Source organism: Faunimonas sp. B44 (genome assembly GCF_052655945.1).
Genome location: NZ_JBQYEX010000002.1, coordinates 283,572 through 298,840, shown reverse-complemented (window position 1 = coordinate 298,840; position 15,269 = coordinate 283,572). Strand labels below are relative to the sequence as shown.

15 protein-coding genes are annotated in these 15,269 nt (G+C 69.8%); 12 read left to right on the top strand and 3 right to left on the bottom strand.

Annotation, left to right across the window (positions count from 1 at the left end; genetic code table 11):
• Window positions 1–96: 96 nt before the first annotated feature.
• Together ACUN0C_RS04630 and ACUN0C_RS04625 are read left to right on the top strand one after the other, a co-directional pair.
• The gene (locus ACUN0C_RS04630) at window positions 97–744 is read left to right on the top strand and encodes a DUF1007 family protein (RefSeq protein ID WP_445465149.1); all 648 of its coding nucleotides are present in this window, start codon (window positions 97–99) and stop codon (window positions 742–744) included.
• On the top strand, window positions 741–1,745 hold the full coding sequence (locus tag ACUN0C_RS04625; RefSeq protein WP_445465148.1) for a nickel/cobalt transporter: 1,005 nt from the start codon (window positions 741–743) through the stop codon (window positions 1,743–1,745). The genes ACUN0C_RS04630 and ACUN0C_RS04625 overlap by 4 nt, the downstream gene beginning before the upstream one ends.
• An 8-nt stretch (window positions 1,746–1,753) precedes the next feature.
• Here the strand turns inward: ACUN0C_RS04625 and ACUN0C_RS04620 are convergent, their stop codons facing one another.
• Window positions 1,754–2,515 carry a gamma-glutamyl-gamma-aminobutyrate hydrolase family protein gene (locus ACUN0C_RS04620; protein WP_445465147.1) on the bottom strand — a complete coding sequence of 254 codons (762 nt, stop codon included), beginning with the start codon at window positions 2,513–2,515 and terminating at the stop codon, window positions 1,754–1,756.
• Window positions 2,516–2,652: 137 nt separating this feature from the next.
• On the opposite strand from ACUN0C_RS04620, the gene ACUN0C_RS04615 reads away from it, so the two are divergent.
• The 5 genes from ACUN0C_RS04615 to ACUN0C_RS04595 all read left to right on the top strand — a co-directional run bounded on the left by ACUN0C_RS04615 (window position 2,653) and on the right by ACUN0C_RS04595 (window position 7,142).
• On the top strand, window positions 2,653–3,201 hold the full coding sequence (locus tag ACUN0C_RS04615) for a TRAP transporter small permease subunit (RefSeq protein WP_445465146.1): 549 nt from the start codon (window positions 2,653–2,655) through the stop codon (window positions 3,199–3,201).
• 38 nt (window positions 3,202–3,239) lie between these two features.
• Window positions 3,240–4,817, top strand: a complete 1,578-nt coding sequence (locus ACUN0C_RS04610; protein WP_445465438.1) for a TRAP transporter large permease — start codon at window positions 3,240–3,242, stop codon at window positions 4,815–4,817.
• A complete protein-coding gene (locus ACUN0C_RS04605; protein WP_445465145.1) occupies window positions 4,807–5,601 on the top strand; it encodes an SDR family NAD(P)-dependent oxidoreductase in 795 nt (264 codons plus the stop codon). Before ACUN0C_RS04610 ends, ACUN0C_RS04605 begins: the two co-directional genes overlap by 11 nt.
• A gap of 67 nt (window positions 5,602–5,668) precedes the next feature.
• A complete protein-coding gene (locus tag ACUN0C_RS04600; protein ID WP_445465144.1) occupies window positions 5,669–5,857 on the top strand; it encodes a DUF3008 family protein in 189 nt (62 codons plus the stop codon).
• A gap of 76 nt (window positions 5,858–5,933) precedes the next feature.
• Complete coding sequence (locus ACUN0C_RS04595) at window positions 5,934–7,142, top strand: acyl-CoA dehydrogenase family protein (RefSeq protein WP_445465143.1); 1,209 nt, start codon at window positions 5,934–5,936, stop codon at window positions 7,140–7,142.
• Between the two features lie 6 nt (window positions 7,143–7,148).
• Here ACUN0C_RS04595 and ACUN0C_RS04590 read toward each other — a convergent pair whose 3' ends face one another.
• Window positions 7,149–8,078, bottom strand: coding sequence for a branched-chain amino acid ABC transporter permease (locus ACUN0C_RS04590; RefSeq protein ID WP_445465142.1), 930 nt, complete (start codon window positions 8,076–8,078; stop codon window positions 7,149–7,151).
• 77 nt (window positions 8,079–8,155) lie between these two features.
• Between ACUN0C_RS04590 and ACUN0C_RS04585 the strand changes: the two genes are divergently transcribed.
• From ACUN0C_RS04585 to ACUN0C_RS04565, 5 genes are all read left to right on the top strand, one after another.
• A complete protein-coding gene (locus ACUN0C_RS04585) occupies window positions 8,156–8,776 on the top strand; it encodes a CGNR zinc finger domain-containing protein (RefSeq protein ID WP_445465141.1) in 621 nt (206 codons plus the stop codon).
• Window positions 8,777–9,355 (top strand): hypothetical protein, encoded by a 579-nt coding sequence (locus ACUN0C_RS04580; protein WP_445465140.1) that lies wholly within the window; start codon window positions 8,777–8,779, stop codon window positions 9,353–9,355.
• A gap of 79 nt (window positions 9,356–9,434) precedes the next feature.
• Window positions 9,435–12,887, top strand: a complete 3,453-nt coding sequence (locus ACUN0C_RS04575) for an indolepyruvate ferredoxin oxidoreductase family protein (protein WP_445465139.1) — start codon at window positions 9,435–9,437, stop codon at window positions 12,885–12,887.
• Window positions 12,888–12,889: 2 nt separating this feature from the next.
• The gene (locus ACUN0C_RS04570) at window positions 12,890–13,252 is read left to right on the top strand and encodes an MliC family protein (RefSeq protein WP_445465138.1); all 363 of its coding nucleotides are present in this window, start codon (window positions 12,890–12,892) and stop codon (window positions 13,250–13,252) included.
• A gap of 142 nt (window positions 13,253–13,394) precedes the next feature.
• Window positions 13,395–14,816 (top strand): mannose-1-phosphate guanylyltransferase/mannose-6-phosphate isomerase, encoded by a 1,422-nt coding sequence (locus ACUN0C_RS04565; RefSeq protein ID WP_445465137.1) that lies wholly within the window; start codon window positions 13,395–13,397, stop codon window positions 14,814–14,816.
• 42 nt (window positions 14,817–14,858) lie between these two features.
• Here the strand turns inward: ACUN0C_RS04565 and ACUN0C_RS04560 are convergent, their stop codons facing one another.
• A complete protein-coding gene (locus ACUN0C_RS04560; RefSeq protein WP_445465136.1) occupies window positions 14,859–15,164 on the bottom strand; it encodes a chorismate mutase in 306 nt (101 codons plus the stop codon).
• Between the last annotated feature and the right edge of the window lie 105 nt (window positions 15,165–15,269).

The following is a 15,269-nucleotide window of genomic DNA, read 5'->3' as shown; positions in this document are numbered from 1 at the left end:
GGTGCTCGTCACCATGATTTCGCCGGCTTGAGGCTGCTATTGCGGCTTCGGACGAGGTGGCGCGATTCGGGCGGTCGCGGGCGAGGGCTGATCATCGTGTTTCGCGGACTTCTTCTTTCGGCGGCGTTGCTCGCCGTCCCGGTCTCGACGGCGGCGGCGCATCCCCATGTCTGGGTCGATGCCGCCTCCGAGATCGTGTTCGACGATACCGGGCAGATCACCGCCGTTCGCCATCATTGGCGCTTCGACGAGGCATTCTCCGCCTTCGCCGCCCAGGGGCTGGACACCGACGGCGACGGCAGGCTTTCGAAGCACGAACTCCAGCCGCTCGCCCAGGTGAACGTGGAATCGCTGAGCGAGTACGAGTTCTTTACCTGGCTCGGCATCGGCGAGTATTCCGCCGGCTTCTCCGCACCGGTCGATTACTGGCTCGACGAGCAGGACGGCTTCCTGACGCTGCACTACACGCTCCCGCTCGCCCGGCCGCTCAAGCCCTCCGGCGAGGTCGTTCTGGAGGTCGGCGACCCCGAATATTTCGTGGCTTTCTCGCTGCCGAGCGAGGAGGCGGTGCGCCTGGTCGACGCGCCGGCAGGCTGTACCCTGACCGTCCAGCTCGCGAAGGAGCTGTCGCCGCAGGCGCAGGCGGCGCTCGCCACGATCGGGCCGGACCAGCGCGAACTGCCGCCTGAACTGCAGGAACTCGCCGCCGGCACCGAGAACGCGGCGAGGGTCGCCTGCCGGTGAGCGGGCGCGGCGCATCCGTGGCGGCGCAGTGCTTCCTCGTCGCCGCGCTGGTCCTCCTCCTCGCGCTGCCCGCCATGGCGCAGACCTCGCCCTTCGGCGTCGGATTGCCCGACCAAAGCGGGGGAGGGTGGCTGCCCTGGATCGCGGACCTGCAGCGGCAGTTCTACCGCGACCTGACGGGCGCCCTGAAGGCCCTGCGCGAGGACGGCAACGCCTTCTGGTGGCTGGCGGGGCTCTCGTTCAGCTACGGCGTCGTGCATGCCGCGGGCCCCGGGCACGGCAAGGTCGTGATCTCCTCCTACCTGGTGGCGACGAAGCAGAGCGCCCGCCGCGGCGTGCTGATCGCCTTCCTGGCGGCGATGGCGCAGGCGGTGGTGGCGATCCTGATCGTCTCGATCATGGCCGCTGCGCTCCGGATGACGAGCTTCGCCATCACCGACACTGCGCGCGTGCTCGAGGTCGGAAGCTACCTGCTGATCGCCGCGCTTGGAATCGTCATCCTCGCGCGCAAGCTCCGGGAGGCCGCCCGCCTCCTGCGCCCGCGACCCGTCATGGCCCCCGTCGGCGCGGGCGTGGCCGCCCTTCACGTGCATGCCCATCACGATCACCACGGCCATGACGATTCCTGCGGGTGCGGACACGCGCATGCGCCGTCCCCGGAAGTGGCGGCCAAGGCGAACGGGATCCGCGGCGCCGCCGCCGCGATCCTCGCCGTCGGGATCAGGCCCTGCACCGGCGCGCTGATCGTGCTGGTCTTCGCGCTGGCGCAGGGCATCTTCTGGGCTGGGGTCGCCTCGACCTTCCTGATGGCCCTAGGCACCGCACTCGCCGTTGCGGTGCTCGCCACATTGGCCGTCGGCGCCCGGGCGGCGGCCGAGCGGCTCGCCGGCTCGACGGGATCCCGGAGGGGGGCTGCGCTCGTGCTTGGCGTGGAGATGCTCGGCGGCCTCGTCATCGCCGCGCTGGGCACGGTCCTGCTCGCCGGCGCGCTGATCGGCTGACGAAGCGCCTATTCGGCCGCCGCTGGCGACTTGCGGCGCATCTGGGCGAAGACCGCCCCGGCGAAAGCCGCGAACAGCGCCTTCGACGGCGCATCGGACGCCGCCCAGTATTCCGGATGCCATTGCACGCCCACCGCGAAACCGGGCGCGTCCGCCACGCGCACCGCCTCGATGGTCCCGTCCGGCGCGAGCGCCTCTACGGCGAGCCGCGGCGCCAGGCGGTCGATGACCTGCCGATGGACCGAGTTCACCTCGATCTCGTGCCGGCCCATTGCCGCGGCGAGCACGCCGCCCGGCTCGAACCGGACGGTGTGGGCGAGGCCGAAGCGGACGTCCTGGTCATCCGATGGCCGCGCCCGGTGATCGAGCGAGCCCGGCCGCTCCTGCGCCTCGGTGATGAGGGACCCGCCGAGCGCGACGTTTAGCTCCTGGAATCCCCGGCAGATCGCAAGGAGCGGCAGCCCGGCATCGAGCGCCGCGCGGATCAGCGGCAGCGTCGTGGCGTCGCGCGCGGGGTCGTAGGGCTCGTGCTTCTCCGACGGCGGAACCCCGTAGGTGGCCGGATGGACGTTGCTGCGCGAGCCGGTCAGGAGCACACCGTCGACGCGGGCGAGCACGTCCTCGATGCCGAACGCGCCCGGCAGGCTGGGCAGGATCAGCGGCGCAAGGCCGATCCCGGTGAGCGCCTGCAGGTAGGTCTGCGGCGCGGCGTGCCAGGTATAGCCGTCGGCCAGCCGTACGTCGGCCGAGACGAGCACGATCGGTGTCATGTGCGCTCCCTGTCGGCACGTTCCTGCCGCTTCGCAACCTCCCGGCGCGCCGGCGGCAGGTCGCCTCCGTGATTGTTGTCGGCCCGACACCCCCTTAGAGAGGAAGTCTGGCCCGGCGAGACGAAGGTGAGCCTGCAATGGGCGTCGCGGAGCGCATCCTCTCTACCATCGACGGCATCAACCGATCCATCGGCGAAGTGGTGAAGTGGCTCGTCGTGGCGACGGTCCTCGCGCAGGTCGCGAACGTCGTCCTGCGCTACGTGTTCTCCATCGGCATCCTCTCGCTGCAGCAATCCGTCTGGTACTTCCATGCGCTCGTCTTCATGCTCGCAGCCGGCTATGCGCTGACGTGCGATGCCCATGTCCGCATCGACGTGCTCTACCGTGACGCTCCGGCGCGGCGGCGCGCATGGACAGACCTCTTGGGCTCGCTTCTGCTTCTCTTGCCCTTCTGCGCGTCGGTGCTTTTGTTCGGGATGCCTTACGTGGAACACGCCTGGGGCAGCCGCGAAAGCTCGGCCGAGATCGGCGGGCTCCCCTTCGTGTTCCTCCTGAAGACCGTCATCCCCGTCTTCGCCGTGCTGCTCGGTCTTGCGGCCGTCGGGCTGGCGCTCCGGGCCTGGCTTGCGCTCCGCTCCGGCGCGGACCGCTATACCGCCGCGGCGCCGGCGGCGCGGCAGCCATAGGCGCCGCCTTGGGCCTCCCGGATCTTCTCTGCCTCGCGATGGTGGTGTCCACCTTCGCCCTGCTGATGGCGGGGTTTCCGGTCGCGTTCACGCTTGCCGGGACATCTCTCGCCTTCGCTCTGCTGGGGGCCGCGGCCGGCGCCTTTCCGCTCGGGCTCCTCGGCGCATTGCCGCAGAACATCTACGCGATCATGACGAACGAGGTCCTCGTCGCGGTGCCCCTCTTCGTGTTCATGGGCGTCATGCTCGAACGTTCGCGCATCGCGGAGGACCTCCTCCTGTCGATGGGGCGCGCATTCGGCGGCAGGCCGGGCGGTCTCGTCAGGTCGGTGACGATCGTCGGCGCGCTCCTTGCTGCATCGACCGGAGTCGTCGGTGCGACGGTCGTTACGATGGGCCTGCTCGCGCTGCCAACCATGCTCCGCAGCGGCTATGCGCCCGCGCTCGCGACCGGCTCGATCGCGGCTGCCGGCACGCTCGGGCAGATCATCCCGCCCTCGATCGTGCTCATCGTCCTCGGCGACCAGATCGGCATCGCCTACCAGAACGCCCAGTTCGAGAAGGGCGTCTTCGATCCGGAGACGGTCGGCGTGAACGAGCTGTTTGCCGGCGCGCTTCTTCCCGGCCTGGTGCTGGTCGGCCTCTATCTCGCCTACCAGATGGCGATCGCGCACCTCCGTCCCGCATCGGCCCCTGCGCTGCCCGCGGCGGAAGAAGCCGGTCCGGGCGCCGGGCGCACTCTCCTCCGGTCGCTGCTCGCCCCCGTTCTGCTCGTCGTGGCCGTCCTTGGCTCCATCCTCGTCGGCCTCGCCACGCCGGCGGAGGCGGCCGGCATCGGAGCCCTCGGCGCGACCATGCTCGCGGCGCATCGGATGGACCGCCGGCGCGCAACGCCGATCGTGGCGGGCGCAGCCGCGTTCGGCGCCCTCGTCCTCCTCGCGCGCCTGTTCGATCTCCGGCTCCAGCGCAGCGCGGTGCCGGCGGCCGACCTGGCGGCGATCGTCCTGGCGTTCGCCCTGGCCGCGCTGCTCGTCTGGGGGACGGCGGTCGCCTTTGCGCGCGTCCACCGCGCCAGGGATGCCGACGGCAGACCGGTGCTTGCCGCGGTCGCGCGGTCGACCATGGTGATCTCGGCGATGATCTTCGCGATCGTGATCGGCGCGCGGCTCTTTTCCCTGGTCCTGCGCGGCTATGGCGGCGACGACTGGATCGAAGCGTTCCTCGCTGATCTCCCGGGGGGCGCGACCGGTGCGATCCTGGCCGTGATGGCGGTCATGTTCCTGCTCGGCTTCTTCCTCGAGTTTCTCGAGATCGTCCTGATCGTCGTGCCGGTCGTCGCGCCGATCCTGCTGAAGCTCGACGTGCCGGGGGGCGGGGCCGTCGACCCGGTCTGGCTCGGGGTCATGATGGCGATGAACCTGCAGACGTCCTTCCTGACGCCGCCGTTCGGCCTCGCCCTGTTCTATCTGCGCGGCGTCGCACCGCGGGAGGTCGCGACGCTCGCGATCTATCGCGGAGTCGCGCCTTTCGTCGGGCTTCAACTCGGTGCCCTCCTGCTGCTCTGGTATCTTCCGGGGCTCGCGACCTGGCTCCCGGAGGTGCTCTATGGCGAGTGAGGAACAGCCGGTCGTCCCGGCGCTCGGACTCTTCGACCTGACCGGCCAGACGGCCCTCGTCACCGGCGCCTCCTCGGGGCTGGGGCGCCGCTTCGCCCGCGTGCTCGCGGCGAACGGCGCGACGGTCGCGCTCGCCGCCCGACGGCTCGAGCGGCTGGAGGCGCTCGCGACCGAGATCGAGAAGGAAGGCGGCAGCGCCATTCCCGTCGCCTGCGACGTTCTCGATCCGCAGAGCGTCGCCCGCGCCTTCGAGGCGGTGGAGGCTGCATCCGGACCGGTGACCGTGCTCGTCAACAATGCCGGCATCGCCCATTCCGACGGCGCCCTCGAGCTTGCGCCGGAAACCTGGCGCGCCGTGCTGGCCACCAATCTGGACGCGGTGTTCTTCGTCGCCCGCCACGCCGCCGAGCGCATGATCGCCGCCGAGCGGCCCGGTTCGATCGTGAATGTCGGCTCCGTTCTCGGGCTTACCGTCGAAAAGGGCGTCGCCGCCTATGCCGCATCGAAGGCGGGTGTGCTGCATCTCACCCGTGCGCTCGCGCTCGAATGGGCGCGCCACGGCATCCGCGTGAATGCGCTCGCGCCGGGCTGGTTCAGGACGGAGATCAACGCCGAGTTCCTGGACGGCGCTGCGGGAAAGGCGCTCGCACGGGCGAACCCGATGCGCCGGCTCGGCCGCGACGGCGATCTGGACGGCGCGCTGATGCTGCTCGCCTCGCCTGCCGGCGCCTACATCACCGGCGCGCATCTCGTCGTCGACGGCGGACATTTGCTCGGCTCCTGACGCGTCGGTGCCGGAACTCCGGACCCGCCCATCCTGTTGGTTCCAGGCCAGCAAGAAGGAGGGTTCCATGCCCGCGAAATCCAAGGCGCAGCAGAAGGCGGCCGGCGCGGCGCTCTCCGCCAAGCGCGGCGAGACGCCGAAGAGCAAGCTGAAGGGCGCTTCGAAGTCGATGGTCGATTCGATGAGCGAGAAGGAGTTGCACGACCTCGCCGCCACGAAGCGGAAGGGCAAGCCGGAGCACGCATCGAAATCCTGAACCGGCTGGGTCGCCCGGCACTCTTGCGATCCGCCGGCCAATGGTGATGCTCCCCCGAAGGACGGGGGGAAGCGCCATGGACTTCACGCTCGACAGCCGTGCCGAGGACCTGAGACGCCGCGTCCGCGCCTTCGTCGGCGAGCACGTCGTGCCGTATGAAAGCGCGCGCGGCGCCTGGGACGAATGGGGCAATATCGGCCTTGCCGAGCGCGATGCGCTGCGGGCCGAGGCGCGCGCGGCCGGCCTCTGGGCGCCGCAGATCTCCGAGGCGCGTGGCGGCCTCGGGCTCTCCATGGTGCAGCTGGCGGCGTTCTACGAGGAGGCGAACTGGTCGATCTTCGGACCGAGCAGCCTCCATTGCGCCGCGCCCGACGACGGCAACATGCGCCTCCTGGAGCGTGTCGCGACCGAGGCGCAGAAGCAGGAGTTCCTCGATCCGATCATCGCCGGCGCGAATTCCTCCTTCGTCATGACCGAGCCCGCTCCGGGCGGCGGCTCGGATCCCGGCATGATCCGAACGTCCGCCGAGCGGCGCGGGGAGTCCTGGGTGGTGCGCGGCCGGAAGTGGTTCATCTCGGGCGCCGCGCTCGCCGGGCATTTCATCCTGGTCGCCCGCACCGATCCGAATCCCGACGAGAAGCGGCGCCACCTCACGGCATTCCTGTTCCACCGCGACCAGCCGGGCTGGCGCATCGTCCGCCGCATCCCGAACATGGGGCCGGACGAGCACGGCGGCGTCTGCGAGCTCGAATTCGACGGGCTCGAGATCCCCGACCGCAATCGTCTCATGGAGGTGGGCGACGGGCTGAAGGTGACGCAGATCCGGCTCGGACCGGCGCGGCTCACCCATTGCATGCGCTGGCTCGGACTCTCGAAGCGCTGCATGGCGATCGCGGCCGATTACATCGGCGAACGCGAGGGCTTCGGCGTGAGGCTCGCCGACCGCGAGAGCGTCCAGCTGAAGATGGCCGATGTCGCGCAGGCGATCGAGGTCGGGCGGCTCCTCGTCATGCACGCGGCGTGGAAGCTCGACCGCGGCGACTTCGCCCGCAAGGAGGTGTCCATCGCCAAGATGCACGTCGCCGACACGCTCCATCTGGCGGCGGACACGGCCGTGCAGCTCCAGGGCGCGCGCGGTTATTCGACCGATTCGGTCGCGGAGTGGATCTACCGATATGCCCGCTGCGCCCGGCTCGTCGACGGCGCCTCCGAGGTGCACAAGATGGTCATCGCCGGCCGCTATGCGCGCGAGGGCACGGACTTCTGGCGCTGGGAGACGGCCTGACCAGGCCTATCGGTCGCGGTCCATCCGCCGCGCGCCTGCGAAAAGGCCGCCGGGACGGAGCGCGAGCAGGAGCGTCAGGCCACCGAAGGTCGCGACGTCGCGCCATGCGATCGGGAAATAGGCGGACCACAGCGTCTCCGCGAAGCCGAGCAGGCCCGCGCCCGCCATTGCCGCCGGGACCGAGCCGATGCCGCCGAGCACGACCACGTAGAGCACCTTCAGGCCGAGCATGAGGCCCTGGTAGAAGCTGACATTGCCGTAATAGAGGGCGGCCAGGATCCCGGCTGCGGCGGCATAGAGCGAGCCGAGCACGACCGAGCCGGTCAGGACGCGCCGGACGTCGACGCCGAGGAGACGCGCCATCCCGGCATCGTCGGCCACCGCGCGCCATGCGCGCCCGAGGGGATGGCGCGCCATCGACACGGCAAGCGCGAGGATCAGCGTCCCGGCGACGGCGAGATTCACGAACTGCATCAGCGTGACGCCTACGCTGAAGGTGCCCGGGGCGAGCGTCACCGGCATGGCGAGCACCGGCTGCAGCCAGAGCTCCCTGCTGCCGGAGGCGAAGCGCGCGGCTTCCTCCAGGACGATGGCGACCCCGATCGTCGCGACCAGCATGGCGAGCCGCGTCCCTTCGGCGAGCGGCAGGACCACGAGGCGCGCAAAGACGACGCCGAAGAGGGCCGCGCCGGCAAGCGCCGACGCCACCGCCAGCAGCAACGCGGGGCCCGCGGCCAGATAGAACATGCCTCCCAGCATGCTGGCGGCGAGCACCGCGGTCTGGCCGCTCCACATGGCGATCGCGCCGAAGGCGAGATTGGTCCGGTTCGTGACCGCGTGGACGAGCAGATAGCCGACGGCGAGCAGCGCGTAGAAGGCGCTGACCTGGAGGCCGTTCCAGACCTGCTGGGCGAAATAGGCGACGTGCTCCGGCATGGCTCGGCTCCCGCAATCGCGATCGGATGCATGCAGCGGAAACTTGTCAAGGCGCGTTTGCCGGTTAGACTTCCGCCATGGCGAACATCTGGACCGAACGGCAGTTCGTGGGCGGGGCGCTCGCGCTCGACTTCGCCAACACCGTCTGCTTCCGCGCCGATCCGATGCGGCGCTTCGACAAGCTGAAGGATTGGAACGACCTGTCGGATTTCGTCGCAGCCGCAGGCCGGCACGGCGGATCCGGCAGCGCGTACCGGATCGCCTGCGGCGCCGGTGCCGAATCGATGGCGCTCGCCTATCATCTCGAGCTGCGCGAGGCGGTCGACGACCTCCTGCGCGCCGCGGCACTCGGCATTGCGCCGCCGACAGGCGATCTCCGGCGCATCCTTCGCTTCCACCACGACCTCATCGCGGGCATCCCGCTCCGGGCCGGCGCGCACGGACTCGAACTCGGGACGGCGAAGCCGCTGCCGTTCGCTGCGGCCGTCACCCAGTCCGTGCTGGTAATTGCGCATTCAGAGGCCCTGATCAGGCTGAAGGTCTGCCCGAACTGCCACTGGCTCTTCATCGACGCTTCGCGCAACGCCACACGCGTCTGGTGCGACATGGCGACGTGCGGGAACCGCGCCAAGGCCGAGCGGCACCGCCGGCGCCGCGCCGCATTCCATGAACCGGCAAGAGCCGGTATGGAGGTTTGAATGCCGGAGATCGTGCTCGTCACTGCGGCGCCCCGGCGCGACGGCACCCGGCAGCCGAAGCAACGCCTGCCGGCCGTTTGGCGCCCCGCGGTGCTTCTCGCCGTCCTCCTGGCTCTCGTCGCCTGCAGCGAGGATGGCGACCGGCCCTATCTCGAGGTCGCGGGCGGCGGCTTCGTCTTCAACTATCGCAACGCCGAGGCGAGCTACGGGCTCGTGCTGAAGCCGCTCCGGCCGCTTCCCGAAGGCAGCACCGTTGAGGCCCGTTTCGAGGACCCCGCGGGCGGCGAGCCCATCGTCGTCCGCACGAGCGTCGTGCCGGGCCGGGACCGGATCATGCTCGATTCGAAGCCCGTCCGCGGCATCCGGAAGGGACAGCCGTACGGGGTCCTCCTGACGCTCTCCGACGCCTCGGGGCGCGAGCTCCAGCGCCTCGAAAGGACCTACGCGTCGCGCCTCGACCAGGCCGTCCTTCCGGAGCAGCCGCTCGCGATCGGCCCGGGATACCAGCGCAACATCGACCGGAGCGCCACGCCGTTTCCGCCTTCGCTGAACCGTTCATTCCCCGAACCCGCCAAATGAGAATGGAAATTTCCCCGCTGCCGGGCCAGATTCGAACGTAAGTGCGGTCTCGGAGAGAGGATCGCGTACGGAGGTACCGATGCCCAGGCGAACGGTCACCCTCGACGACAAGTACGATCTCGGCGCCGACCGGATCTTCATATCCGGAACGCAGGCCGTGGTCCGGCTGGCGCTGATGCAGAAGGCGCGGGACCGCCAGGCCGGCCTCAACACCGCAGGCTTTGTCACGGGGTATCGCGGGTCGCCGATCGGCGGCCTGGACCAGCAGTTCTGGAAGGCCCGGAAGCTGGTCGAGCCGAACGACATCCGCTTCCAGTCCGGCCTGAACGAGGACCTCGCGGCCACTGCGCTGTGGGGCTCGCAGCAGGCCGAGATGCGGGGCGAGGGCCGTTACGTCGGCGTGTTCGGCATCTGGTACGGCAAGGGGCCCGGCGTCGACCGCACCGGCGACGTCTTCCGCCACGCCAACTTCGCCGGCACCTCGAAGCATGGCGGCGTGCTCGCTCTGATGGGCGACGACCACACCTGCGAGAGCTCCACGGTGGCGCACCAGTCGGAGTTCGCCTTCGTCGATGCCATGATGCCGATCCTGAACCCGGCCGGGGTGCAGGAGATCCTCGATTACGGCCTCTACGGCTATGCGCTGTCCCGCTTCGCAGGCACCTGGGTCGGCCTGAAATGCATGAAGGACAACATCGAATCGACCGCGGTCGTGGACGGCTCGATGAACCGGGTGTCGGTCGTCCTTCCCGAATTCGACATGCCGCCCGGCGGGCTCAACATCAGGCCGGGGGTGCATCCGCTCGAGCAGGAGCTCCTCCTTCACAACTTCAAGAAGCCGGCGGCGATCGCCTTCATCCGCGCGAACGGGCTCGACCGGATCGTCATGCGGGGCGGCCCTTCCGCTCGCCTCGGCGTGCTGTCGCTCGGCAAGAGCTGGCTCGACACGCTCGCCGCGCTCGACCTCCTCGGCATCGACGAGGTCCGCGCCGCCGGGCTCGGGCTTCGGCTGTACAAGGTCGCCGCGCCCTGGCCGCTCGAGCCGGAGGGCGTGAACCGCTTCGCCGACGGGCTCGAGACGATCATCATCGTCGAGGAGAAGCGCTCCCTGGTCGAGACCCAGGTGAAGGAGCAGCTCTACGGGCGCGCCGACGCCCCGGTCGTCATCGGCAAGAAGGACGAGGCGAACCGCATCCTCTTCCAGGCGCCCGGCGCGCTCGACGCCATGCAGATCGCGCTCGCCATCGGCCGCCGCATCCTCGCCTACGCGCCCGATGCCGAGATCGCGGCGCGCGTGGCCGACCTGGAGCGTGCCGAGGCCGTGTTCCGGGCAACCGATGACGTGGCAATCCGCACGCCGCACTTTTGCTCGGGCTGCCCGCACAACACGTCGACCCGCGTGCCGGAGGGGAGCCGCGCCTATGCCGGCATCGGCTGCCACTACATGGCGCAATGGATGGACCGATCCACGGACGGCTTCACGCAAATGGGCGGGGAGGGGGCGAACTGGATCGGCGAGGCGCCGTTCTCCACGCGTGAACACGTCTTCCAGAATCTCGGCGACGGCACCTACAACCATTCGGGTTATCTCGCTATCCGCGCCGCCGCGGCCGCCGGCGTAAACATCACGTACAAGATCCTCTACAACGATGCGGTGGCGATGACCGGCGGGCAGCCGAACGACGGCAACCTCAGCGTCGACGGGATCGCCCGGCAGGTGGCGGCGCAAGGCGCGGCGCGCATCGCCGTCGTCTCCGACGAGCCCGGCAAGTATCCGCCCGGCACCGCATGGCCGGCGGGCACGACCTTCCATCACCGGTCCGAGCTCGACGAGGTGCAGCGCGAGATGCGGAAGGTGGAGGGCCTCTCGATCATCATCTACGACCAGACCTGCGCCTCGGAGAAGCGGCGGCGGCGCAAGCGGGGCCTCTATCCGGACCCCGACAAGCGCGTGGTGATCAACAGCCTGGTCTGCGAGGGCTGCGGCGATTGCGGCGTGAAATCGAACTGCGTTTCGGTGCAGCCGCTGGAGACCGAGTTCGGGCGAAAGCGCACGATCGACCAGTCGAGTTGCAACAAGGACTTCTCCTGCATCGAGGGCTTCTGCCCCTCCTTCGTGACGGTCCACGGCGCGAAGCTGCGGGCCCCGGACCCTGTGGCGAGACTGCCCGGCGACCTGCCGGAGCCAATGATCGCGCCGCTCGAGCGGCGGATGTCCATCCTCATCACCGGCGTCGGCGGCACCGGCGTGGTCACGATCGGCGCCGTCCTCGGCATGGCCGCCCATCTCGACGGCCATGCCGTCGGGCTCATCGACATGGCGGGCCTCGCGCAGAAGGGCGGGGCGGTGACGACCCACATGAAGCTCGCCCCGACCGCCGACGAAATCCATGCGATCCGGGTCGCGCCCGAAGAGGCCGACACGGTGCTCGCCTGCGACATCGTGGTCGCCGGCTCGAAGAAGGTGCTCGCCGCGATGCGGACCGGCGCGAGCCGCGTCTTCGTCAACACCCACGAGACCTTCCCGGGCGATTTCACGCGCAGCCCCGATTTCACCCTGCCGTCCCGTCGTCTGGTGGCGGCGATCGAGGAGCGCGCCGGCCCGGGTCAGGCCCGTTTCGTCGAGGCCCAGCGCCTCGCGACGAGACTGATGGGCGATGCGATCGCCGCCAACATGTTCATGGTCGGCTTCGCCTGGCAGCAGGGCGGCATCCCGCTCTCGCGCGCCTCGATCCTGGAGGCGATCCGGATGAACGGCGTCGCAGAGACGCTGAATGCCGCCGCCTTCGAATGGGGCCGGCGCGCCGCCCACGACCTTGCCTCCGTCGAACGGGCCGCCGGCGCCGGCGAGGAGAAAATCGCAGAGGATCTGCAGACACTCGTCGATCGCCGCGCCGCGTTCCTGGCCGGCTATCAGGATCGCGCCTATGCCGAGCGGTATCGTCGGCAGGTGGGGCGGGTGGCCGAGGCGGAGCGCGGCCTGGGGCTGGAGGGAACCCCGGTCGCCGAGGCGGTGGCACGTTCGCTGTTCAAGCTGATGGCCATCAAGGACGAGTACGAGGTGGCGCGGCTCTACACGGACGGCGCCTTCGACCGGCAGCTCTCCGAGGCCTTCGCCTCCTTTGACAGGCTTGAGTTCCACCTGGCGCCGCCGCTCCTCGCCAGGCGCGACCCGCGGACGGGGCATCTCCGAAAGCAGAGCTACGGGCCGTGGATGATGCGGGCGTTCCGCCTGCTCGCCCGCATGCGCGGCCTGCGCGGGACCTGGATCGACCCGTTCGGCCGGACCGAGGAGCGCCGATGGGAGCGCGCGCTGCTCGCGGACTACGAGGCGGTCGTCGAGGCGATCGCCGCAAGGCTGGATGGACGAAACCGCGAAACGGCCTTGGCTCTCGCCGCCTACCCGCAGAAGATACGCGGGTTCGGGCACGTGAAGCAGGCGCAGGCGGAAACGGCCTTGCAGGATCGCGACGCGCTTATGGCGCGCTTCCTCGAGGCCCCGGCGCCCGCTTTCGCTGAAGCGGCGGAGTAGGGATGACACGCACCATTGGAATGCTGATCGCTTGCGCCACTGCGGCAGCTGCGCCGGTCGCGGCGGCCCTCGCCGACGACATCACGATCGCCTTGCCCGCCGGGCAGACGGTCGAGCGGACGAAGGTGCGATATCACTGCGAGGGCATGACGTCCGTGGACGTCGAATACATCAACGCCGGTGAGAACGCGCTCGCGGTCGTCACCCTGGTCCGGATGCCGATCGTCTTCGCCGGCGTCCTGGCCGCGTCCGGGGCGCGCTACGCGGCCGGGCCCTACGTCTGGTGGACGAAGGGGCGGGACGCGGATTTCTACGACCTGCGGCGCGGCGAGGATGCCTCGCCGGTCAACTGCCGGGAGCAGTGATCGCGGGCCCGCGTTAGCTCAGCCTCCGGAGGCTCCCTGGAGCGATCCCGGTTGCCGGAGGCGCCGCTTGCAAGCGAGGGGAGAAACGCTGGACAGTTCGCCCTGGAAGGCCGCTAATCTCGGTCCCCAGGGAGGGCGAACCGTGACGATCACACCGGTCATTCTCAGCGGCGGGTCGGGGACCAGGTTGTGGCCCGCCTCCCGCGCCTGCCACCCGAAGCAGTTCCTGACGTTCTCCGGCTCCCGCTCCCTGCTCCAGAACACGCTGCTGCGCTTCCACGACGAGCCCGGCTTCGGAAAGCCGACGGTTGTCGCGAGCGAGGAGCACCGGTTCCTTGCGGCGGAACAGGCCCGGGCCTGCGGGGTCGAACTCGGCGCACTGCTGGTGGAGCCGGTCGCGCGCGACACCGCTGCCGCGATCGCCGCCGCCGGATGCTGGCTCGCCCGCAAGGACCCGGACGCGCTGCTGCTCGTGATGCCGGCAGATCACCTCATCGACGATCCGCGCACGCTCGGTGACGCCGCCCGGTCCGCCGCTCCCGCGGCGAGGGACGGCTGGCTCGTGACCTTCGGCATCGCGCCGACCTACCCGGAGACGGGCTACGGCTACATCGAAAAGGGCGAATGCGAGATCAGTCCCGATCTCTGGCAGGCGGCCGCCTTCATCGAGAAGCCGGATCGGGCGCTCGCCGAGCGGCTCCTCGAGGAGGGCGGGCGGTACTGGAACAGCGGCCTCTTCCTGTTCCGGGCCGCGGCGCTCCTGTCCGAACTCGAGCGGCATGCCCCGGAAGTCCTCACGGCAGCGGCCGAGAGCGTCGATGCCGCCCGCGCCGATCTCGATTTCGTCCGCCTCGACCGCGCCGCGCTCGAGCGCTCGCCGAGCATCTCGATCGATTTCGCGCTCATGCAGGGTTCCGAGCGCGTCGCCGTCCGGCCGGTGGGCGAGATCGGCTGGAGCGACATAGGGTCTTGGGATGCGCTCTATGCCGCCACGCCGAAGGACCCTCAGGGGAACGCCGCCGTCGGCGAGGTCCATTTCGCGGATGCGGCCCGGAACTACGCATACCTGCCGGACGGGCGCCTTCTCGTGGCGCTCGGCGTCGAGGATCTCGTGGTGGTCTCCACCTCGGATGCGATGCTCGTCGCGAAGCGCGACCGCGTCCACGGGATGAAGGGCATCGTGGACGCGCTGCGCACACGGCGGCCCGACCTCGTGGAGAGGAACCGTCGAATGTACCGGCCCTGGGGCCATTACGAATCGCTCGACCAGGGCGAGCGGCACCAAGTGAAGCACATCTGCGTCAAGCCCGGAGGCCGCCTGTCGCTCCAGCGCCATCTCCACCGCGCGGAACACTGGATCGTGGTGAAGGGCACGGCACGGGTCACGTGCGGCAACGACGTCATGGAGGTCACCGAGAACGAGAGCGTGTACCTGCCGCTCGGCGCCCACCACCGGCTGGAGAACCCGGGCCGCATCCCGCTCAGCCTGATCGAGGTCCAGACGGGCTCCTACCTCGGCGACGACGACATCGAGCGCTTCGACGACGTTTACGGGCGAGAGTGAACGGCAAGGCCCCGGATGGGTGGGGGCGCCGGGCCGGCCCCCTCAGTCCGCCTGCTTGATCCGCTCGTGGTGGCGGATCACCTCCTGGATCACGAAGCTCAGGAACTTTTCGGCGAAGTCCGGATCCAGCTTGGCGGATTTCGCGAGTGCGCGGAGCCGGGCAACCTGCTCCTCCTCGCGCTTCGGATCGGCGGGGGGGAGGTCGTGCTCGGCCTTGAACTGGCCGACGCGCTGCGTGCACTTGAAGCGCTCGGCGAGCAGGAATACGAGCGCGGCATCGATGTTGTCGATGCTTTCGCGCCACTCCCGGAGCTGGTCCCCGATCGCCGGATCAAGCGTTTCCGTCACTGGCCCTGCCCCTGCTCGTCGCTCGCACGCATGGGCCTCTCTCAGCAGGTTTTGCGTTCTGCGGCAACGGTCACCCGGGTCGGCGTCCGAACGGCTCAAAGGAAA

Coding starts and splice junctions, on each gene's coding strand:
- ACUN0C_RS04620 (WP_445465147.1), bottom strand. CDS start 2,515: ATGACACCGATCGTGCTCGTCTCGGCCGACGTACGGCTGGCCGACGGC.
- ACUN0C_RS04615 (WP_445465146.1), top strand. CDS start 2,653: ATGGGCGTCGCGGAGCGCATCCTCTCTACCATCGACGGCATCAACCGA.
- ACUN0C_RS04610 (WP_445465438.1), top strand. CDS start 3,240: ATGGTGGTGTCCACCTTCGCCCTGCTGATGGCGGGGTTTCCGGTCGCG.
- ACUN0C_RS04605 (WP_445465145.1), top strand. CDS start 4,807: ATGGCGAGTGAGGAACAGCCGGTCGTCCCGGCGCTCGGACTCTTCGAC.
- ACUN0C_RS04600 (WP_445465144.1), top strand. CDS start 5,669: ATGCCCGCGAAATCCAAGGCGCAGCAGAAGGCGGCCGGCGCGGCGCTC.
- ACUN0C_RS04595 (WP_445465143.1), top strand. CDS start 5,934: ATGGACTTCACGCTCGACAGCCGTGCCGAGGACCTGAGACGCCGCGTC.
- ACUN0C_RS04590 (WP_445465142.1), bottom strand. CDS start 8,078: ATGCCGGAGCACGTCGCCTATTTCGCCCAGCAGGTCTGGAACGGCCTC.
- ACUN0C_RS04585 (WP_445465141.1), top strand. CDS start 8,156: ATGGCGAACATCTGGACCGAACGGCAGTTCGTGGGCGGGGCGCTCGCG.
- ACUN0C_RS04580 (WP_445465140.1), top strand. CDS start 8,777: ATGCCGGAGATCGTGCTCGTCACTGCGGCGCCCCGGCGCGACGGCACC.
- ACUN0C_RS04575 (WP_445465139.1), top strand. CDS start 9,435: ATGCCCAGGCGAACGGTCACCCTCGACGACAAGTACGATCTCGGCGCC.
- ACUN0C_RS04570 (WP_445465138.1), top strand. CDS start 12,890: ATGACACGCACCATTGGAATGCTGATCGCTTGCGCCACTGCGGCAGCT.